At 69.5% G+C, this 18,682-nt stretch carries 21 protein-coding genes; 8 read left to right on the top strand and 13 right to left on the bottom strand.

Features of this window, described 5'->3' with window-relative positions:
- Positions 1-146: 146 nt before the first annotated feature.
- Entirely contained in the window at positions 147-569 is a 423-nt protein-coding gene (locus tag F6W97_RS26940) for a DUF6188 family protein (protein ID WP_155373308.1), read from the bottom strand.
- Between the two features lie 426 nt (positions 570-995).
- Here F6W97_RS26940 and F6W97_RS26935 point away from each other — a divergent pair, with 426 nt between their 5' ends.
- From F6W97_RS26935 to F6W97_RS26925, 3 genes are read left to right on the top strand one after another with little or no spacing between them, the layout of a single operon-like run.
- The gene (locus F6W97_RS26935) at positions 996-1,220 is read left to right on the top strand and encodes a type II toxin-antitoxin system Phd/YefM family antitoxin (RefSeq protein ID WP_155373307.1); all 225 of its coding nucleotides are present in this window, start codon (positions 996-998) and stop codon (positions 1,218-1,220) included.
- Positions 1,221-1,229: 9 nt separating this feature from the next.
- Positions 1,230-1,469: a type II toxin-antitoxin system RelE family toxin gene (locus F6W97_RS26930; protein WP_155373306.1), complete on the top strand. Its 240-nt coding sequence runs from the start codon at positions 1,230-1,232 to the stop codon at positions 1,467-1,469.
- Positions 1,466-2,878: a tetratricopeptide repeat protein gene (locus F6W97_RS26925; protein ID WP_155373305.1), complete on the top strand. Its 1,413-nt coding sequence runs from the start codon at positions 1,466-1,468 to the stop codon at positions 2,876-2,878. The genes F6W97_RS26930 and F6W97_RS26925 overlap by 4 nt, the downstream gene beginning before the upstream one ends.
- Before the next feature lie 348 nt (positions 2,879-3,226).
- Here F6W97_RS26925 and F6W97_RS26920 read toward each other — a convergent pair whose 3' ends face one another.
- Positions 3,227-3,532 carry a hypothetical protein gene (locus F6W97_RS26920; protein WP_155373304.1) on the bottom strand — a complete coding sequence of 102 codons (306 nt, stop codon included), beginning with the start codon at positions 3,530-3,532 and terminating at the stop codon, positions 3,227-3,229.
- A 741-nt stretch (positions 3,533-4,273) separates the two neighbouring features.
- Between F6W97_RS26920 and F6W97_RS26915 the strand changes: the two genes are divergently transcribed.
- Entirely contained in the window at positions 4,274-5,377 is a 1,104-nt protein-coding gene (locus F6W97_RS26915) for a helix-turn-helix domain-containing protein (RefSeq protein ID WP_269059714.1), read from the top strand.
- A 243-nt stretch (positions 5,378-5,620) separates the two neighbouring features.
- Here the strand turns inward: F6W97_RS26915 and F6W97_RS26910 are convergent, their stop codons facing one another.
- Positions 5,621-5,866 (bottom strand): hypothetical protein, encoded by a 246-nt coding sequence (locus F6W97_RS26910; protein ID WP_155373302.1) that lies wholly within the window; start codon positions 5,864-5,866, stop codon positions 5,621-5,623.
- Positions 5,867-6,103: 237 nt separating this feature from the next.
- Here F6W97_RS26910 and F6W97_RS26905 point away from each other — a divergent pair, with 237 nt between their 5' ends.
- Positions 6,104-6,703: a GNAT family N-acetyltransferase gene (locus tag F6W97_RS26905; RefSeq protein ID WP_407924610.1), complete on the top strand. Its 600-nt coding sequence runs from the start codon at positions 6,104-6,106 to the stop codon at positions 6,701-6,703.
- Between the two features lie 46 nt (positions 6,704-6,749).
- On the opposite strand, the gene F6W97_RS26900 is transcribed toward F6W97_RS26905, so the two are convergent.
- The 9 genes from F6W97_RS26900 to F6W97_RS26860 all read right to left on the bottom strand — a co-directional run bounded on the left by F6W97_RS26900 (position 6,750) and on the right by F6W97_RS26860 (position 14,044).
- Positions 6,750-7,283 (bottom strand): histidine phosphatase family protein, encoded by a 534-nt coding sequence (locus F6W97_RS26900; RefSeq protein ID WP_155373300.1) that lies wholly within the window; start codon positions 7,281-7,283, stop codon positions 6,750-6,752.
- Between the two features lie 55 nt (positions 7,284-7,338).
- Entirely contained in the window at positions 7,339-8,154 is an 816-nt protein-coding gene (locus F6W97_RS26895; RefSeq protein ID WP_196279342.1) for a PIG-L deacetylase family protein, read from the bottom strand.
- Positions 8,155-8,271: 117 nt separating this feature from the next.
- The gene (locus tag F6W97_RS26890) at positions 8,272-8,880 is read right to left on the bottom strand and encodes a hypothetical protein (RefSeq protein WP_155373298.1); all 609 of its coding nucleotides are present in this window, start codon (positions 8,878-8,880) and stop codon (positions 8,272-8,274) included.
- A 222-nt stretch (positions 8,881-9,102) separates the two neighbouring features.
- A complete protein-coding gene (locus F6W97_RS26885) occupies positions 9,103-9,747 on the bottom strand; it encodes a GTP cyclohydrolase II (protein ID WP_196279364.1) in 645 nt (214 codons plus the stop codon).
- A gap of 5 nt (positions 9,748-9,752) precedes the next feature.
- Positions 9,753-10,460 (bottom strand): RibD family protein, encoded by a 708-nt coding sequence (locus tag F6W97_RS26880; protein WP_155373296.1) that lies wholly within the window; start codon positions 10,458-10,460, stop codon positions 9,753-9,755.
- Positions 10,453-11,394, bottom strand: coding sequence for a lysylphosphatidylglycerol synthase transmembrane domain-containing protein (locus F6W97_RS26875; protein ID WP_155373528.1), 942 nt, complete (start codon positions 11,392-11,394; stop codon positions 10,453-10,455). Before F6W97_RS26875 ends, F6W97_RS26880 begins: the two co-directional genes overlap by 8 nt.
- A 106-nt stretch (positions 11,395-11,500) precedes the next feature.
- A complete protein-coding gene (locus F6W97_RS26870; protein ID WP_155373295.1) occupies positions 11,501-12,547 on the bottom strand; it encodes a glycosyltransferase family 4 protein in 1,047 nt (348 codons plus the stop codon).
- 112 nt (positions 12,548-12,659) lie between these two features.
- Positions 12,660-13,058: a 6-pyruvoyl trahydropterin synthase family protein gene (locus F6W97_RS26865; protein ID WP_155373294.1), complete on the bottom strand. Its 399-nt coding sequence runs from the start codon at positions 13,056-13,058 to the stop codon at positions 12,660-12,662.
- Between the two features lie 5 nt (positions 13,059-13,063).
- Entirely contained in the window at positions 13,064-14,044 is a 981-nt protein-coding gene (locus F6W97_RS26860) for a zinc-dependent alcohol dehydrogenase (RefSeq protein ID WP_155373293.1), read from the bottom strand.
- A gap of 53 nt (positions 14,045-14,097) precedes the next feature.
- Between F6W97_RS26860 and F6W97_RS26855 the strand changes: the two genes are divergently transcribed.
- Entirely contained in the window at positions 14,098-14,844 is a 747-nt protein-coding gene (locus F6W97_RS26855; protein ID WP_230687013.1) for a CDP-alcohol phosphatidyltransferase family protein, read from the top strand.
- Here F6W97_RS26855 and F6W97_RS26850 read toward each other — a convergent pair.
- A complete protein-coding gene (locus tag F6W97_RS26850; protein WP_230687012.1) occupies positions 14,820-15,497 on the bottom strand; it encodes an FkbM family methyltransferase in 678 nt (225 codons plus the stop codon). The two genes, F6W97_RS26855 and F6W97_RS26850, sit on opposite strands and share 25 nt — an antisense overlap.
- A 248-nt stretch (positions 15,498-15,745) precedes the next feature.
- On the opposite strand from F6W97_RS26850, the gene F6W97_RS26845 reads away from it, so the two are divergent.
- Positions 15,746-16,678 (top strand): aminoglycoside phosphotransferase family protein, encoded by a 933-nt coding sequence (locus F6W97_RS26845; RefSeq protein ID WP_230687011.1) that lies wholly within the window; start codon positions 15,746-15,748, stop codon positions 16,676-16,678.
- A gap of 312 nt (positions 16,679-16,990) precedes the next feature.
- Entirely contained in the window at positions 16,991-18,430 is a 1,440-nt protein-coding gene (locus tag F6W97_RS26840) for an alpha-amylase (protein WP_155373290.1), read from the top strand.
- Positions 18,431-18,682: the final 252 nt, after the last annotated feature.

The following is an 18,682-nucleotide window of genomic DNA, read 5'->3' as shown; positions in this document are numbered from 1 at the left end:
TCACGGCGTCGCCGTGGCAACCATGGACCTACGGATTTGACGCGCACCAGTCGGTGGCAGTCGGGTGCGTGGTCAGAACGGTGATCCGGATCGCCTGCGGTCGCTGAAGTCCGACGACGTTGCTGTACTTCGCAGCTGTACTGCGGTCACGGCCGAGGTGACCAAACGGCGAGTCCGCCTCCCGGAAGACTCACGATCGACATGCCACCAGGCCCGCTCGTGGTCCAAGCCTCGTACTGGGGGTCAGGTTCAGCTCTGAGCACGTGTCCACTGCTGAAGACGATCCGAAGTGACCCGGACTTGAACGCCACGGCGGACAGCACGTCGGTGTTGAAGACGGCGAGGCCGGCAACGACGTCTTGGCGCTCGGGGTCCAAGGTGATCGTCTCGGGCCTCACCCCGGCGGCGACCCAACCCAACGTGGCCTTGCCCCCGATCCGCACCTCGCCGACGTCGTCCAGGCGAAGGCCGAACGCGAAGTCCACGAGAATCTGAGTTACGCGAAGACCACGAAACGGCAGAATCCACCGGTCCTCGTGTTCCGCCAGGGCAGGCACCTGTTCAGTCACCTCGGCAGTGTGCACGACCCTCGGCGTCCCCGGCGCGTCGACTCAGTCGGCCAGAGGGTCAGCCAGTATCCGGCGTACAGGCCGACTCGTCCGTCGCCCTCCTGGCCTAGCCGCCGACAGCCGTTCTGAGCTGCTGTTCTATTCCGCGTTGCCAGTCCATAGTGGTCATTGCCGGTCGGCGTTTGGCGGCCTGAAGACGGCCTGGAAAGTCGGCCGACGGCCTAGCGACGGCCTGTTCGCCGCTGGCTCGCCGCGGGCTGGTTCGCGACCCCCGGCCTAGACCTTGATCTTTTGCTCGGCAGCAGTTATGACTACGTACGGAAAAGCGTACGAACCTACTTGCCGCTCCGTACGTTATAACGTACAGTCTTCATCAGGGCGCTACTCACGGGGAAGTAGACCTGCCACCACCAGGGAGAGTTGATCATGAACACTGCCCCCTTGACAGAAGTCCGCGACAATCTACGTGAGGTTGTCGACACCGTGGTTAACACCGGCGGTGAGTACATCATTACGCGTCACGGCAAGAACGTAGCCGTCATCCTTTCGTACGACGAGTACGAGGCACTAGTGGAGACGTTAAACATTCTTTCCGATGACGCGACCATGGCCGCCATCCGCGAAGCTGAAGCGGAACTAGCCGAAGACTGAGGACCCGAAGTGGCAAGGCTCACGAAGCTCGCGGAGAAGAGCATCAACGAATTGCCTGATGCCTTACAGATTAAGGCGCGGAACATTGTCTCGCGCCTTGACGTGGAGCCTGCGCTGGGCAAGAAATTGCTCGGCAAGCTCGCCGGCCTCCGGTCGGTACGCCTCGGCCGTACTCACCGGATCATCTACAAGACCGAACCAGAGATCATCGTCCTCAGCGTCACCCCGCGAAGTGATGCCTACCGATGACCGAACGCCCATTCTCGTTCGAGGGGTCAGAGCGGCAGCTGTTCCTCACTTCACTTCGTGAGTTCAGCGTTAACTGCGAACCGCCCGCTCTGACCCCGGAGTGCCCGTTTTATGTCCGGGGTGCGACAGGCCCGGTGTGTGGCGAAGAGTGCCACGACATCTTGGCTGAGTTCTCGGCTGACCCAGCCGAACGCGCCACTCTGTCTTTCGGTGACGGGATTGAGTTAGTCCGTCGAAAGCGTCGCGTTCGGCGGGGACCCGAGCCCTCGCAGAAGCCGTTTGATGCGGCGGAGATCCGGCTGAGTGACAACGAGCGTCCCACGGATTTAAGGAGTACCGTTTCCCTTTTCTCCGAACTGGACCTCCAGGCGTCGACACCACCCGTGTTCGCAGAAGATCACGAAGAACGCGCCTACTTGATCCGAGCCAGCGTAGACGAACTCTGCCGACGCGGTTTTTCTCGCGACGAACTCACTGATGTAGTGGCGACGATAACTAGCTACGCGCAGGCTGTTTACATGGTTCACGATCTACTTCTGGGCGGGGAGGATGACGACTCGGGACCCGACGCCGAGTGGCTCGAGATTCGGAAGCTGCTTGCGCCGGCGCTCGAACGATTGTCTCGCGACGAGTTGCCAGCCGCAGTCTTTAGCCCCACATGCGTCGGCAAAATTGCGGCCTGGAACAGAAGTCTAAGCATCGATGAAATCGCCGCCTGGAATCTGCCTTCGACAGGCTTCTTCTCCACAGCAGAGCCGGTCATGCCATTCACCATCGGAAATTCCGGCTGGATCTTTGATCGTTTTACGCGCACTTACCTATCCGATTGGCTGGACAAATCGCTAGCTTGCGAATGGCGGTACCTTCGGAGCGATGTCCGCGGCTGCGCCCGCAGCGACCAGATGAAGATCCGCCGAATCGGAATCGACGAACTGTCGAGGGAGATGGCCGGTCGGTTTGCCGATCATGCCGATCAGGAAGAACGACGTGAATTCGTTAATCCAGGCGGCTTCAAGCTCCTCGCCATCGAGAAGCTGCGAGCCGGCAGCTTTGAGGCAGCGGCCACGATCTTTGAAGGGCTACTTAACCTTCGTCCTGATGATCCTGAAACCATGAACAACTACGGTTTCTGCCTGATGCCTCTCGATCTCGAACGTGCACGTAATCTGATCACGAAGGCCATCTCATTGGCGAATCGGCCACCCACAATCTGGTACGCCAATTTGGTCCTCTGCCACATACTCGAAGGCCAAATGGAAAAGGCAGAAGAAGCAGTGCGGGCAATGTCCTCCGCTTCAAAAGCTCCATCTGCGCTGCTTTGGAGGGTGGATGACCGAAAGGCCTTCAGCTTGTATCGATTTACAGACATAGAACAGTACGTTCTTGATCTGCTGTCGGCTGTCAAGTAGTCGGGTCTTGAGGACACACACCCACTTCACCCTGCTACCACCCCGTCTGCCGTCGGCCCGCACCCCGTGGTCATGATTCCCGACCTGGTCAAGGTTGAGCACTCCACGACTGAACGACCTTGACCAGGTCGGGGAATCATGAAGGCTTGCCCGGGTCGATGGCGGCCGGGGTGCGACTCCCCGGAGCCCGAGGTTGAGGGGGTGACTTTGACCTTGAAGACATCAGGTGGCACGGATGTGACGGCGGCGGGAGCGGCGGTCAGTTAGTCCGGCTGACGTGCGAAGAAATGATCATAAAATCAAACAATAAATGATCTTCGTCGTTGTGATCAGCCTGTCGACAAAAGATCATTTCCTCTCGCTGAGCGGCCACCTCAGCTTGATCACGTCCGGCATACTCTGACGCGTGTCGTCGCCGGCCATGGCCGCAGCGTCGGCCAGTCGATCACCAGCCGCGTTGATCACAGTGCTGACCTGCGGCAACTCCTCGCCTTCGGCGAGTTCGATCTGTCCTAACGGCTCATGGCGTAGCTGCTGGCTGCCGGGGCGGGCGCGGGCCTGGCGCGGCCGGAGGCAGAGCGCCGAGGCCCAGTGCCCGGACCCGGCGCGGCGCGTCAGCGCCGCCTTGACCTCGTATGAAAAGGTTCGACACATGCCGATGGCATGAGTGGCCGGCTGCTCGGTCGGTATTAGCTGATGGCGTTACGTTCCTGCTGCGACGTCGGATTCGGACAGCGGAATCCCCGCAGCCTGTGCGCTTCGCGGTGGGTACGGGGATTTCGCATATCAAGACTGCAATTTCAGCAGGATGTCTGATGGCCAAACGGTGACGATCTTCCCGGCTTGCGGGCCTCCCGTCAGTTCCACACTTGGTGCCCCCGTGTGGTGTCCGGACACCCCGACGATGCGGCCGGTGGAATCAGGATGCCGGGCTAGCGCGACACGATCACCGACACGCACCCCCTGACCGCTCGCGATCACCCAGAACGTTTCACCATTCACGGCGCAGCCCGTCCAGGAGCGTCCGAACCACCACCGTGGAGCAGTTCCAGTGATACGCCCTGTTGGTCGCGTAGACCTGCTGGACAACTCGCTGGATCTCATCCTGGGGAAAGCGTTCGTCCTTATCCCATCGGTACCGCTCGTCTGTCTCCTGCCGTCCGTACACGGTGCCCCCTTCGTGATTCGCATCCCCTTGTGGTCCTCGACTACGGTGGGGAAGACCAGGCCATGGGAGGTGTCGGGGGTGCGAGCCCTGACCCCTGGTCTTCCCCGTAGCGCCAGCTAGTTCCGGACATCTCAAGCGCGTTCCCGCTGGGCCGATATCAGGATCAGCGGAAAGGTACGGCCGTGGAACAGGATGCGAGTCTTCTACCGTCTACAGACGACACCGGTTTGCCTGCGCGCCTACGTGCGGCACGTGAAGCGGCAGGCCATAGCCTCGCCCGCATGGCGGCCCTGACCCACTTCAGCAAGCCCTACCTCGGGCTGGTCGAGACCGGCCGCCGTACGGTCACCGTCGACGTGATCGAGCGCTACGAACAGGTCCTCGGCGTCGCGATCGGCACCGCCCTGGACCCGGTGCGGATCACCCATGAGTGGCTGATCGCCGACACGCCCGCCAGCACGTATCTGCGCGCTGGACGGCAGGTGGGCACCGGCCTGGTCGAGGCATTGGAAGCCCGGGTGGTGGAGCTTCGCCACCTGGACGACACGGTCAGCAGCAGCCACATGCTGCCCGTGATCACCAAGGAGCTGAAGGCGGCCACCGCGCTGACACGCAACGCCGCTTATGCCGATGCCACAGGTCGTAGGCTGTTCACGGCGGTGGGGGAGCTGGCACAGCTGGCCGGCTGGGTCGCCAGCGACGCCGGACAGTATGCCCAGGCCAAGCAGCTCTACCTGTCCGGGGTCAGTGCCACAGAGGTGATCGGCGACCGTGTGCTCGGTGCGCAGCTGCTGTCGAGCCTGAGCTATCAGATCGCCAACATCGGACGCCGCGACGATGCATTCCTCGTCGCACGTTCCGCAGTCAAGGGAGCGACCGGGGCGACGCCGGTCGTGCGGGCGCTGCTTTTGGAACGCTACGCCTGGGCCGCTGCCCGCCTGCGCGACGGCGACACGGTCCGCCGCGTTCTCGACGCCGTTGACGATGCTTACGAACAGCGCGCCGACGGGATCTGTGAACCCGAGTGGGTCTACTGGCTCAACCGCGCCGAGATCGACGTCATGGCTGCCCGCTGTGCCATCGAACTCGGTGCGCCCACGCAGGCGGAGCCACTGCTCATCAGAGCGTTGGGAGGTTACAACAGCAACCACGTACGCGAGGTGGCCCTCTATCAGACCTGGCTGGCCGAGAGCTACGCCAAGACCGGCGACCTCGACGCCGCCCGCGCCACCCTCGGCCAGGCACAGGCCGCCGCCGAACGTGTCGACTCGGCCCGCCTGCTACGCCGCGTCGTCGCCGTCGCCAACCTCATCGACCGCCGCGGTGCTTGACGGCCGGAGAGCCGATGCCTCCAAGCGGGCTGCTGACTGGTCATCCATCGGCGTAGCGCCACGTGTTTTGACATGGTCCCTCACCGCCAGGGCACTGACCGCTGACCGCAGCGCTGGGGCTGCGGTTACCCTCTGTTGACGGCGGTGAGCGCCCCCTCGATGTACGCGGGTGCGGCCGCCGCTACAGCCACGGCAGCGATCTGAGGTTCTGCCACGGATGGTGTGCTGCCAGGAACATGCAGATCAGGCCCCGTTGTGCGCGTCGCCGATGGCTGACTCGCCGTACTGGTTGCCGGAGCCTTTTCCTTGTAGGCCCGAGCGCCCGAGCCGGGCGCTCTCCCGGGACGCGGCACGCACCGCCTGGCGCGCGGCCTCCATCGGCGTACGCGTCCGCCGCCGCCGGCGCGACACCGCGATAGCTAGTAGGACGACCCCGGCCACGCACACCAGGAGGGCGATGCTGATCAGCAGGACGAGTTCCCCGTTCATGGTGGACACCGTAGGAGTACGAGGCAATCTCGCGGAGCCACGACTGGGTGCCGTCCCGTTGAAGCGGCTGGCCGGGCAGCCTCATCCGCTCGAACGCACGGGCCCGGCGAGGTCGCCCACAACTTCTGGGTTGTAACTACAACCCAGAAGTTGTGGGCGTGCGTAGCGACTTAGCTGCCGACGGGGCCGCCCACCGGGTTTGACAAGATCCGTCACCGCCAAGGCAGGATGAGGCACGTGAAGGCAACCCTTTCGACACCGTCTGCCATCCCCGCCGGAACTCTCGCCGCCGGCCCGCAACCGCTGCTTTCCGCCCCGGGTGACCTGCTCCTACGACCCTGGGAGGCGTCCGACGCGCCGGCCTTCCTCGGCGCCTACCAGGACCCCGAGATCCAGCACTGGCACACCCGCCAGCCCACGTCCGAAGACCAGGTCCGCGAATGGTTCGAGCAGTACCGCCAGGCCTGGGCGGAGGAGACCGGCGCGAGTTGGGCGGTGACCCGAGGCGGCGGCGAGGTGCTGGGGCGTATCGCCATGGGGTCCCTGAATCTCGACGACGGTGTCGCAGGCTGCGCCTACTGGGTGCTCCCGGCCGCCCGCGGCGCAGGCGTGGCCTCCCAGGCGCTCGCGGCCCTGAGCGCCTGGGCGCTCGGCGAGGCAGGGTTCCACCGCCTGCACCTGGACCACTCGACCCGCAACAACGCCTCCTGCCGCGTCGCTGTGAAGGCCGGTTTCCTCTTGGAGGGCACCAAGCGCAGCGACGCCGTCCACTCTGACGGCCGGCACGACATGCACCTGCATGCCCGCATCCGAGGCGACGAGCCGCCGGTACGCTGACCTGCGAAGACGCGAGCGGAGGGCTCTCCACGCGCAGCCGGGTGGGTCAGAGCCGGTACTCCCAGCCCTCGCGCCAGGCGAACGGCCGGTCGATCTGGTCGTCCAACGGGACCCCGTTGAGCCGCTCGTCGAACGCCCATCCGGTGGCGACGTGCCCGATGACCAGCACCCGCTGCCCCGACCAGCGCGTCGGCAGGTCGTCGAGGAACCTGCCGACCCGGGCGACGGCCTGCCGCCAGCTCTCCCCGCCCGGGTACGGCTCGTCGAGGTACGCGCGCTTGTCCTGGTGCAGCTCGACCGCGGGCATCCCGTTGAGCCGGCCGTAGTCGCATTCGCGCAGCCGCCAGTCGTGCAGCACCGGCACGCCGCTGTCTCCGAACGCGATGTCCGCGGTCTGGACCGCCCGGCGCAGGTCGGAGGTGAACACCGCCGCGATGCCGTCGTCGCGGCGGCGGGCGCCCAGCTCTGCGGCGAGCGCCCGCCCGCGTTCTGACAACCTGCCGGCAAGCCAGCCGGTCGCCCGGCCGAGGTCGTTGTCCTCACTCCACGAGTGCGTCTCGAACACGATCTCGATTCCCATGGGCTACGACCCTATGTGTACAGCCCCCTGGCCGGATGCCCCCCGCTGCGTCCGGTCAGGGGTGCTGGAGACACTTCGGGGTCGACATGAGCTGGTCGAGCATCGTCGCGACGGAGTGGTAGCCGATCGCGTAAGAGCCCTGCGCCGGGGACCAGGCTCCGTAGGACCGTACGGCGGCGCGTACCCGGGCGGCGATCCCGGCGTCGGTCGGGCCGTCCCATGACTCGGTGACCAGGGACAGGCGCGAGTCGGTCCAGTACATGGGCAGGATGTAGTGCCTGCGGTCGCTGAACCGGGCCGGGTTCGAGGTGGCCAGGGCGACCATCGCCTGCCCTGCCGCGAGGTGGTCGGCATGGTTGTCGACGGTCGGCGAGTGGCCCTTGAGCCGGACGACGCCACCGGGTGCGATCTGGTCGGCCACGGCGACGATCGCGGCCTGTGCGGTGGCGGAGGTGACGGCGCCGTCGGGCAGGCTCGCCCGGTGCACGGTGAGGGTGCCGGGCAGCCCTGCGGCCAGGCACCGCAGCGCGGTCTGTGCCTCGATGACCCGGGCGGCCGCGAGGGTGGTGGCGGTCAGCGGGGCGTAGCCCTCGGCGGTGGGCACGTGCCGGTTGCCCCACCAGGGGCTGGTTGTGGTGCCGTTGATGACGTTGATGGTGCCGGAGCCTTCGCCGTCGGTGAGCAGCAGGACGTGCACGTCCTGGCCTGCGGCGACATGTTCGGCGATGGCGGTCGACATGGCCAGGGTCTCGTCGTCGGGGTGGGCGGCCACGAACAGCGCGGGGGCGGTCGCGGCGACGGCTCGGGCGGCTGGATACGCGGCCGCCGCCACCCCGAGGGCAGCGGCGGACAGGAGCGTACGACGTCTCACGTCGATCCTTTCTTCAGTTCTGACGGGAACCGGCCCCGCCTCGACAGCTGCGAGGCGGGACCGGCGGATCATCGGGAATGGAACGGGTTGAGCGGGGCGGGTGGTTGCCTCGCGGGTTCAGCAGAAGTCGGTGCCACCCTCGTAGCTGGACTTCAGGTAGGCGGCGTCACCGGCGATCATGGCGAAGACCTTCTTGTTCTGGTCCAGGTCGAACAGGATGCCGCGCCCGGAGGTCGTGGTGACCAGCAGCGCGGAGCCGCCGTTCAGTTCCTTGCCGAGGCTGCCGTAGATCGACGAGACGGCGGCGAGGGTCATGCCCAGGCGCGCGCCGGACGGCGTCGGGATCGTCTTGGACCGGTTGACCACCAGGTAGAGCGCGCCGTCGGGCCGGAACTGGAGCTGGATGTCCTTCCAGACGCCGGTGCCGGCGGCGGTGGTGTTCACGGGGCAGGTCTCTGCACCGGTGGCGATCTTGTCGAGTATCCCGCCGGCCTTCAGCGCCTCCAGGTTCGCGCCGATCGTGTACGGGCCGGCGCCGTCGACGGTGAAGTTGATCGCGGGCGACGGCGACGGCGACGCTGCCGGGCTCACCGCTGCACTGGGGGAGGCCTCCGCGGACACGCTCGTCTGCGTGCTCGGCACGGGCGTGGTCGGGGAGGGTTTGTCGTCGCCGCATCCGGCGAGGACGGTGAGGGCGAGCAGGGCGAGACAGGCGCGACGCAGCATGATCTGTAGTGGAGCGGATCGGCGTTCAGCGCGCTATCAGCAAACCGACTCACGTTCCACGCCGCACCGACATCCGTCCGAACGGACGGACACCCCCGCCTCACCGGATTGCCGGGCTGCAACTTCGGGGAAACTGCGCCTACGTGGACGCCGATTGCCGCACTTTCCCCGAAACTGCAGGCAGCAAGGCACGCGCCGGGCCAGGCCGGGCCGGGCGAGGGCTCAGCGGGTGGGGCGGAGTTGGAGGGTGTGGGCGGCGTGGCGGGCCTTGGTGGCGAGGTAGCCGGCGTTGGCGGGGGACAGGTGCACCGCGGTGGGCACGCGTTCGGTCACCGCGACCCCGAGGCGGGCCAGCTGCTCGGCCTTGTCGGGGTTGTTGGACAGCAGCGCGACCCTGGACACGTCGAGGGCGTGCAGCATCTGCGCGGCCACGGTGTAGTCACGCGCGTCCTCGTCGTGGCCGAGGGCGAGGTTCGCCTCATAGGTGTCCAGGCCGGTGTCCTGCAGCGCGTACGCCTCCATCTTGGCGTACAGGCCGATGCCGCGGCCCTCCTGGCGCAGGTACAGCAGGAAGCCGCCGGCGACGGTGATGCGTTCGGCGGCCTCGCGCAGCTGCGGGCCGCAGTCGCAGCGCTGGCTGCCGAACACGTCGCCGGTCAGGCACTCGCTGTGCGGGCGGACCAGCGGGACGGGCAGGTCGTCGGCGTCGCGGCGCAGGGTCGTGGCGTGGTCGCCGAGGCCGAGCGCCAGGTGCTCGCGGCCGTCGACCAGCCCGGTGAAGGTGACGACCCGGGCCATGGTGGTGTAGCCGTCGGGGAACCGCATCGGCACCTGGACCTGGGTGCGCACCGTCGCCAGGGGCAGCATGCCGGTCACCGGCCTTCCTGCTCGGCGCTGTCGAACCGGGGCGACAGCGCGTAGCGCAGCAGCACCACGTCGCCGATCTGCTGGACGTCGGCCAGTTTCGCGCGCCGCCCCGGGTGGAAGGGGAAGTCGCCGTCGTTGACGAAGCGGCTGGCCCGCGAGTCGCCGACGAAGAACGGGGCAACCACCAGGTGCAGCTCGTCGGCGAGGTCGGCGGTGAGGAACTGGGTGTGGATGGTGCCGCCGCCCTCGACCATCAGCCGGCAGACGCCGCGGTCGTACAGGTCCTCGGTGACGTGCCGCAGGTCCACCGGCATGCCGCCGTCGACGACGGTCGCGACCTTGCCGAGCAGGTCCCGGGCGTGCTCGACGCGCGGGCTGGCGCAGTACACGATCTTCTCGGCGTCGCCGGCGGTGAAGAACGCCGCGTCGGGGTCCAGGCGGGCCTGGCCCGTGACGGTCACCTTGATCGGGCACGGCGGCAGGCCGCGGGCCACCCGGGCGTCCTGGCGGGCCTGGGTGCGCACCATCAGCCGCGGGTTGTCCCGGCGTACGGTGCGCGCGCCGACCAGGATCGCGTCGCAGGAGGCGCGGACGGAGTCGACGCGGTCGAAGTCGGCGGCGTTGGAAAGCAGCAGCCGTTCGTCGGTCGCGCCGTCGAGGTAGCCGTCGATCGACATGCTGCAGCTGAGCAGGACGTACGGGCGCTCACGCATGCTTTCCACTCCGAGGCTTGGTGCGTGCCAGCAGGACCGCGGCGCCGGGCAGCGCGGCGACCAGGCCCAGCACGCCGTAGGTGACGGCGGCCGCGACGCCCTGCGTGGAGGTCATCCCGGCGGCGGCGAACGCCCAGGCCGCGACGCCTTCGCGCGGGCCCCAGCCGGCGATGTTCAGCGGCAGCGCCATGGCCAGCAGGGCCAGCTGGGTCAGCGGCACCAGCAGGGTCACCGGCGCGTCCGAGCCCGCGGTGCGCGCCGCGACCACGAACATGACGAGCTGTCCGGCCACGACGACCGCGGAGGCCAGGCCGATGCCGACCCAGCGGCGCCGGGTGAGAAGGACTTCACGGACATCGGTGTACGCCGACCGCAGCGCTGCCGCCCAGCGGGCCGACCGGCCCCGGGCCAGCGCCCGCAGGGCGAGCGCGACGGCCAGCCCGGTCGCCGCGACGACGGCGACGATCAGCGGCATGCGGGCGCGGACGGGCGACGGAAGCACCAGCAGCATCAGCAGCGACGCGGTGATCTGCACGGTCAGCCCGATGGTGCGCTCCAGCACCACGGCCCGCACCGCGAGCCGGACGTCGCTGATGTCCAGGCCGTGCCGCACCGCGCGGTGCACGTCGCCGACCACGCCGCCGGGCAGCGTCGTGTTGAGGAACAGCGAGCGGTAGTACGCCTTGACCGCCCGGCCCAGCGGCAGCCGCACGCCGAGGCCCTCGGCGACCAGGCTCCACCGCCACGCGCACGCGACGGTGCTCAGCGCGCCGAGGCCGAGCGCGGCCAGCAGCGCGGGCCGGTCGACCAGTCGTACCCCGTCAAGGAACGGCCCGGCGCCGACCTGCCACACCAGCAGCGCGAGGATGAGCAGCCCGGCGGCGGCGCGCGCCCAGGCCCCGAGGCGTCCCGCGGTGCGGCCCGGTGGGGGCACGCGGACGCCTGTCACGGCACTGTGCAACGCGACCTCCTGTCCAGACACTTCATCCTTCCTAGAGGTACCGTCCCCGCGTGTCTGTGGATTTATACACACAGCGCCGTCATCGGGCCAGCCGAGCCACCCGGGAGAGCACTTCGCCGACGAGTTCCGCGGTGCGGGTCCAGCCGGTGAGGCCGTCGCGGCGCGCCAGGGCCGAGTGGCGCAGTCGATCGCGCAGGTCCGGGTCGGTGAGCCAGCGGAGTAGCGCGGCGGCGAGCGCCGGGCTGTCGGGCGGGACCAGCAGGCCGGGCACACTGCCGTCCGGGGCCGCGCCCAGTGCCTCGGGCAGCCCCTGCACGTCGTTGGCCAGCACCGGGATGCCCCGGGCCAGCGCTTCGGTGACGACCATGCCATAGCTCTCCCCGCGCGAGGGCAGCACGAGCAGGTCCGCGGCCCCGTACGCGGCGGCGAGCCCGTCGCCGGTGCGCACGCCCGCGAAGGCGATCCGGCCGGCGGCCGGGTGCGCCCGCAGCCGTGCCACGTACGCCGGGTCACGGTCGGTCGAGCCGACGAACGTGCAGGTCCAGGGTAGCTCGGTGAGCGTGTGCAGGGCGTCGAGAAGCAGGTCGTGGCCCTTGTGCGGGGCGAGCGCGGCGACGCAGAGCAGCCGCGTCCCGGCGGGCGACGCGGGGGCGAGGGGTGCGGGGTCGACGCCGGGCGGGGCGGCGTGGACGCGGGCGGACGGCAGCGCGTACCCACTGATCAGGCGCTCGCGGCACCACCGGCTGGTGGTGACGACGGCGGCCGCGCCCCGCAGCACCCGGGCCTCGCCGGGCCGCAGGCCGGCGTCACTGTCGCCGAACGGCATGTGCGCCAGCACGACCAGCCGCAGCCGCGGGGCCGCCGCGGCCAGCACCTCGGGCGCGGCGACGGCGATCAGGCCGTCGATCAGCACCGTCGCGCCGTCGGGCAGCGCCGCGAGCAGCGCCGCGAGTTCGGTGAGTTCGGGCGCGGCGGGATGCGGCCACGAGCCGGGCACCGGGTGCTCGCGCACCGGCCACCCGGCCGCGGCCAGGCCGTCACAGACCCGCCGGTCGTACACGTTGCCGCCGCTGGGCGCGGCCGGGTCGTCGACCCCGCCGGGCAGGACGACGTGGACGGTGCTCACCGGCCGGCCGAATCAGATCTTGTGTACTTCGTGCTGCCGGGACGGCACGGAGTGCACGAGATCCCGGTGCCCGATGGCCGGACCAGGCCCTGCCGGAGAGCGCGGCACGTGCTCACAGGGGCCGCTCGTAGGACGCCCAGGCGATGTGCGACTCGTGCAGCGTCACCGCGATCCCGGACAGCCCGCGCGCGTTCTCGCCGAACGCGCCCGCGTGCACCCGGGCCGCCAGCCGGTCGGCGATGACCTGGGCGAGTTTCTCGGTGGTGGTGTTGACGCCCGCGAACGCGGGGTCGTCGTCGAGGTTGCGCAGGTTCAGCGCGCCGAGGATCTTGTTGAGCTCCTGCGACGCGGCGGCGATGTCCACCACGATGTCGTCGGGGTCGAGTTCGGCGCGCTTGAACGTCGCGTCGACGACGAACGTCGCGCCGTGCAGGCGCTGCGCCGGGCCGAAGACCTCGCCCCGGAAGCTGTGGGCGATCATCATGTGGTCGCGGACCGTCACGCTGAACATGGGGGTCACTCTCCGTCGTAGCTGATGGTGTGGCACAGGGCGGGCAGGGAACCGTCGGCGAGGCCGGCCAGCACCTGCGGCAGCTGCCCGAACGGCGACGCGCCGGACAGCAGCGCGTCGAAGGCCGGGGCGCGCAGCAGGTCCAGGGCGATGGCGAGCCGGTCGGCGTAGGAGCGGCGCGCGGCACGGGCCGGGGAGACCGTGCCGACCTGGCTGCCGCGGATGGTGAGCCGTCCGGAGTGGAAGGCCCCGCCGAGGGACAGGTTCACCGCGCGGTCGCCGTACCAGCTCAGCTCGACGACGGTGCCCTCCGGGGCGAGCAGGTCCAGGGACCGTTGCAGTCCCGCGGCGCTGGCGGAGGCGTGGAAGACCAGGTCGCAGCCGCCGTCGGCGGTCTCGGGGGAGGCGAACGCGACGCCGAGGGCCGCCGCGGTCGCGGCCCGCTCCGGGTCGATGTCGACCAGTTGCACCGACACCCCGGGGAAGCGGGCCAGCAGTGCCGCGACGCAACTGCCGACCATGCCCGCGCCCAGCACCGCGATCCGGTCGCCGACCAGCGGCGGGCCGTCCCACAGCGCGTTGACCGCGGTCTCCACGGTGCCCGCGAGCACGGCCCGGCGCGCGGGCACGCCGTCGGGAACGGGCACCACCGCGCCCACCGGGACGACGTAGCGGGTCTGGTGCGGGTACAGGCAGAACACGGTGCGGCCGAGCAGCTCCGGCGGGCCCTGCTCGACGACTCCGACGTTGAGGTAGCCGTACTTCACCGGCCCCGGGAAGTCGCCCTCCTGGAACGGGGCGCGCATCACCGCGTACTGGCTCGCGGGCACCTCACCGCGGAAGACCAGCGTCTCGGTGCCCCGGCTCACGCCGGAGTGGAGGGTGCGCACCAGCACCTCACCGGGCCCCGGAGCGGGCAGCGACACGGACCGGATCTCGCCCGCGCCGGGCGCGGCGGTCCAGAAGGCGCGCGCGTAGGATGCCATCGGCTTCCTCTCCTCGGATCAAGGTCGAACCTAACGGAGGTACGGTGCCGCCGGTGAGACCGGGCCCGGTGATCGGGCTGTGCGTCCAGTTCGCCATGCTCGCGCTGCTGTCGGCGGCGGTCGGCCTCGGACACGCCGGATGGGCGGCCGGAAGCCTGTACGCCGTCGGATCGTGGGCGCTGCTCACCCGGGCCATGCACACCGCCGGGCTCGTCGCGTTCGGACCCGCCGACCTGGTCACGCTGACCCGCGCCGCGCTGACCGGCTGCGTCATGGCGCTGACCGCGGCCTCCTTCGCCGGCGACATCCCGGTGCCGGTGCTGGTCGGGATCACGGTCGTGGCGCTGGTCCTCGACGCGGTCGACGGCAAGGTCGCCCGGCGCACGCAGACCGCGTCGGCGTTCGGCGCGCGGTTCGACATGGAGGTCGACGCGTTCCTCATCCTTGTGCTGAGCTGCTACGTCGCCCCGGCGGCCGGGCCGTGGGTGCTGGCGATCGGCACGATGCGGTACGTGTACGTCGTCGCCACCTGGGTGCTGCCGTGGCTGCGGGGGCAGCTGTTCCCGCGCTACTGGCGCAAGGTGGTGGCCGCGATCCAGGGCATCGTGCTGGTGAGCGCCGCCGCGGACGTGCTGCCCCGGCCCGTGGTGGCGGTGGCGCTCGCGGGCGCGCTGGCCCTGCTCGCCGAGTCCTTCGGGCGTGACGTGGTCTACCTCTGGCGGCGTCGCGCCGTCACGGCCGGGCGGGCCCGCGGACAGGCCCCGGCCGTTGTGGATTACAGCGAGCGGGCGCGGGCGTAGACGTCGCCCGAGCGGCCGAGCGCGCGGAACCGCTGCTCCAGCAGCTGCACCAGGCCGGCCGCGTCGAGCCACTGCTCGCTCGCGAAGCGCATGGTCTCCACGGGCGCGTAGTTGTACTCGTAGACGCCGAGCTGTTCCACCAGGTCCAGGGCGGTGAGGGCGGCGTCGTGGGCGAACGGCAGGTACTCGAAGGACAGTGCCCGCAGCGGCCGGGACAGCCCGCGCAGCACATCGGCCTCGAAACCCTCGACGTCGATCTTGCAGAAGGCCGGTTCGCCGTGCGTCGCGATGAGATCGTCCAGGGTGACCACCTCGACCTCGACCGAGCGGTCCCAGCGGACCGCGGCGAAGCGCTCGTCGGCCGCGGTCACCGACTCGATCCACTCGTGCGACAGCGAGGACACCGTCGGCGTGGCCGACGACAGCGCGAGCGAGGCGCTGCCCGGCCGCGCGCCGACGGCGCTGGGCAGGATCGTCACACCCGGGTCGCGCCCGAAGAACAGGCGCAGCACCCGCAGGCAGTCGGGCTGCGGCTCGATCGCGAGCACCCGGGCCCCGAGCCGCCGCCACGGCCGCACCCGGCTGCCGACGTGCGCGCCGACATCGAACGCGAGGTCACCCGGCCCGAGGAACTGCCCGTAGAAACGCCGCATCCGCCGGTGCCGACCGGGAATGCCGTGATACATCACCAGGGATCGGGCCATTCCCCGAGCGCGCGCGAACATGCCCGACCCTAACCCCATCGCAGGAAGGGAAGGGCATCGTCGACTCGCGTCAGCGAGCCGAGCAGCAGCCCCGCAGATCGCTATGGGTGGTGAAAGGCGCCCTCCTCAACGCCTCATCGGGCGGCGGAGGCGTAATCCGCTGGTCGGGGTGCTCGGGAGGGTGGGATGGTGGGGCCGTGATCGAGCTGCCCGACCGGATGCGGCGTACCGCGCTGAGCAAGGGGGCACCGGGCCGGGACTGGCTGGCGGTGCTGCCGGAGCGGCTCGGGCAGGTGTGCGCGGACTGGTCGCTGACGCCCGGTGCGGCGCTCGACGGCGGGTCGGCGGCGCTGGTGCTGCGGGTGCGCACGGCCGACGGCACGGACGCGGTGCTGCGGCTCGCGCCGCCCTGGGACGGCTTCGCCGGGCAGGTGCGCACCATCGCGGCGGCGGACGGGCACGGGTACGTCCGGCTGTACGCCCACGATCCGGAGCGTGCCGCCGCGCTGCTGGAACCCCTCGGCCCGGCCCTGGCGACCACCGCCCTCTCGCCCGAGCACGCGCTCGACGTGCTGGCCGCGACGCTGCGACAGGCATGGCTGGTGCCCCGCCCACCGGACGCGGCCGTGCTGCCCGGGACGGACAAGGCCAGCACGCTCACCGAGCTGATCATCGAGTTGTGGCCGGAGACCGGGCGGCCCTGCCCGGCCGAGGTCGTCGACCGGGCCGTCGGGTACGCCCGTCGCCGCGCGGCCGCGTTCGACCTGGACGGCTGCGTGGTCTGCCACGGCGACCCGCACCCGGACAACGTGCTCGCCGTGCTGTCACCCCGGCCCGGCGCGGAGTCGGGGCACGTCTTCGTCGACCCGGACGGCTTCCTCTGCGACCCGGCCTACGACCTGGGCGTCGCGGTGCGCGGCTGGACGGACGAGGTGCTGGCGGCGACGGATCCGGTCGGGCTGGTGCGGGGGTACTGCGCGCGCCTGGCCGCGGCGACCGGCGTGGCCGAGCAGGCGATCTGGGAGTGGGGCTTCACCGAGCGCGTCTCGTCCGGGCTCTACATGATCCGGCACGGCGCTCCCGAGGAGGGCCGCGCGTACCTCGCGTCGGCCGCCCGCCTGCTCGGCTGAGCCCGCTCTGCTCCGCTCCGATCCGCTCCGATCCGCTCCGATCCGCTCCGATCCGCTCCGCTCCGGAGGGGCGATGATCGCTGTTTGGTGTCAGATCCTGAGGCGGAACCGCAGCTTCTGACACGAAACAGCGATCACCACGGGCAACCGGGTTGGAAAGATCTTGCGTGGCGGCTCTCGTGCCGTTCCGCATCGGATTCGTTGACTTCGTTGAAACTTCTTGTGAATATTGCCGCAAGGTTTCAATGCGGTTTCAGTCCGCGGACCCCACGCACTCGACGATCCGTCCCCTCGTACGTCCGGAGTGTCCTCATGCAACGACGCAGACTTCTCTCACTGGCGCTGGCGGCGGTCCTCGCCGCGGCGCTGCCGATCCCGGCCGCCGCCCCCGCGGCCGCAGCCCCCTCGGGCAGCAAGGACGTCATCGTCCAGCTCTTCGAGTGGAACTGGCCCTCGGTCGCGGCCGAGTGCACCAACTTCCTCGGCCCGCGCGGCTACGGCTACGTGCAGGTGTCCCCGCCCCAGGAGCACGTACGCGGCCAGCAGTGGTGGGTCGCGTACCAGCCGGTCAGCTACCGGGTCGAGTCCCGCAAGGGCACCCGCGCCCAGTTCCAGTCGATGGTCACCACCTGCCACAACGCTGGCGTGAAGGTCATCGTCGACGCGGTGGTCAACCACATGACCGGGGTCGGCTCGGGCACCGGCTGGGCCGGCTCGACCTACACGTCGTACACCTACCCGGGCATCTACCAGACGCAGGACTTCCACCACTGCGGCCGCAACGGCAACGACGACATCGTCAACTACGGCGACCGGTACGAGGTGCAGAACTGCGAGCTGGTCAACCTCGCCGACCTCAAGACCGAGAGCGACTACGTACGCACCAAGCTGGCCGGTTACCTCAACGACCTGCTGACCCTGGGTGTCGACGGGTTCCGGCTGGACGCCAGCAAGCACATGGCGGCCGCGGACATCGCCGCGATCAAGGGCAAGCTGTCCCGCTCGGTGTACCTCGTGCAGGAGGTCATCTACGGCGCGGGCGAGCCGGTCCTGCCGACGGAGTACACCGGCAACGGCGACGTGCACGAGTTCCGCTACGGCAAGGACCTGGGCCGGGTGTTCCGGCACGAGAAGCTGGCCTACCTCAAGAACTTCGGCGAGCCGTGGGGGCACATCGCCACCGCCAAGGCCGTGGTGTTCACCGACAACCACGACACCCAGCGCGACGGCGGCGACATCCTCACCTACAAGGACAACGGGATCTACGCGCTGGCCAACGCGTTCATGCTGGCCTGGCCGTACGGGTCGCCGGCGGTGATGAGCAGCTACGAGTTCAGCAACAAGGACCAGGGGCCGCCGTCGGACGCCAACGGCAAGACGAGCAACACGACCTGCTACTCGGGCGGCTGGCGCTGCGAGCACCGCTGGCAGGTCGTGGCGAACATGGTCGGCTTCCACAACGCGGTCAAGGGCACCACGGTCGTCAACTGGTACGACAACGGCAACAACCACATCGCGTTCGGGCGCAACGGCAAGGGCTACCTGACGATCAACGACGAGGACGGGGCGATCAACGGGCGGTCGTACCAGACGAACCTGCCCGCGGGCCGCTACTGCGACGTGATCCACGGCGAGAAGAGCGGCACCACCTGCACCGGCCCGGTGATCACGGTCGACGCGAGCGGCTGGTTCGTCGCGAACGTCGCCGCCCACGACGCCATCGCCATCCACCTCAACGCGAAGATCAGCTAGGAGCCCGGTCCGCTTCCCTCTTGATCGCTCGACCTGCCTGGCACCTGTGCGTATCTTGAACCGCGATTCGCCCAGGTGCCAGGCAAGTCCGACGATCTTGGCGGGTCGGTGGCCGGACCGGCCGGCGCGGCGGCCTGCGGCGCGGCGGCCTGCGGCGCGGCGCGGCGCGGCGCGGCGAGTCGGGCATACCGCATGATCGGGTACGGAAGTTCACGCGGCCGGGGGCCGAGAGGCGGCCAGGGCGTTCCTGGG

This window comes from Catellatospora vulcania, from assembly GCF_009720385.1.
GTDB classification, from domain to species: domain Bacteria; phylum Actinomycetota; class Actinomycetes; order Mycobacteriales; family Micromonosporaceae; genus Catellatospora; species Catellatospora vulcania.
This window is presented reverse-complemented; position numbering and strand designations above follow the sequence as displayed.

What these genes read in the sequence shown, in the direction of transcription:
- F6W97_RS26935 (WP_155373307.1), top strand. Translation starts at nt 996, where the DNA reads ATGAACACTGCCCCCTTGACAGAAGTCCGCGACAATCTACGTGAGGTT.
- F6W97_RS26925 (WP_155373305.1), top strand. Translation starts at nt 1,466, where the DNA reads ATGACCGAACGCCCATTCTCGTTCGAGGGGTCAGAGCGGCAGCTGTTC.
- F6W97_RS26920 (WP_155373304.1), bottom strand. Translation starts at nt 3,532, where the DNA reads ATGTGTCGAACCTTTTCATACGAGGTCAAGGCGGCGCTGACGCGCCGC.
- F6W97_RS26910 (WP_155373302.1), bottom strand. Translation starts at nt 5,866, where the DNA reads ATGAACGGGGAACTCGTCCTGCTGATCAGCATCGCCCTCCTGGTGTGC.
- F6W97_RS26900 (WP_155373300.1), bottom strand. Translation starts at nt 7,283, where the DNA reads ATGGGAATCGAGATCGTGTTCGAGACGCACTCGTGGAGTGAGGACAAC.
- F6W97_RS26890 (WP_155373298.1), bottom strand. Translation starts at nt 8,880, where the DNA reads ATGCTGCGTCGCGCCTGTCTCGCCCTGCTCGCCCTCACCGTCCTCGCC.
- F6W97_RS26885 (WP_196279364.1), bottom strand. Translation starts at nt 9,747, where the DNA reads ATGCTGCCCCTGGCGACGGTGCGCACCCAGGTCCAGGTGCCGATGCGG.
- F6W97_RS26880 (WP_155373296.1), bottom strand. Translation starts at nt 10,460, where the DNA reads ATGCGTGAGCGCCCGTACGTCCTGCTCAGCTGCAGCATGTCGATCGAC.
- F6W97_RS26865 (WP_155373294.1), bottom strand. Translation starts at nt 13,058, where the DNA reads ATGTTCAGCGTGACGGTCCGCGACCACATGATGATCGCCCACAGCTTC.
- F6W97_RS26860 (WP_155373293.1), bottom strand. Translation starts at nt 14,044, where the DNA reads ATGGCATCCTACGCGCGCGCCTTCTGGACCGCCGCGCCCGGCGCGGGC.
- F6W97_RS26850 (WP_230687012.1), bottom strand. Translation starts at nt 15,497, where the DNA reads ATGCGGCGTTTCTACGGGCAGTTCCTCGGGCCGGGTGACCTCGCGTTC.
- F6W97_RS26840 (WP_155373290.1), top strand. Translation starts at nt 16,991, where the DNA reads ATGCAACGACGCAGACTTCTCTCACTGGCGCTGGCGGCGGTCCTCGCC.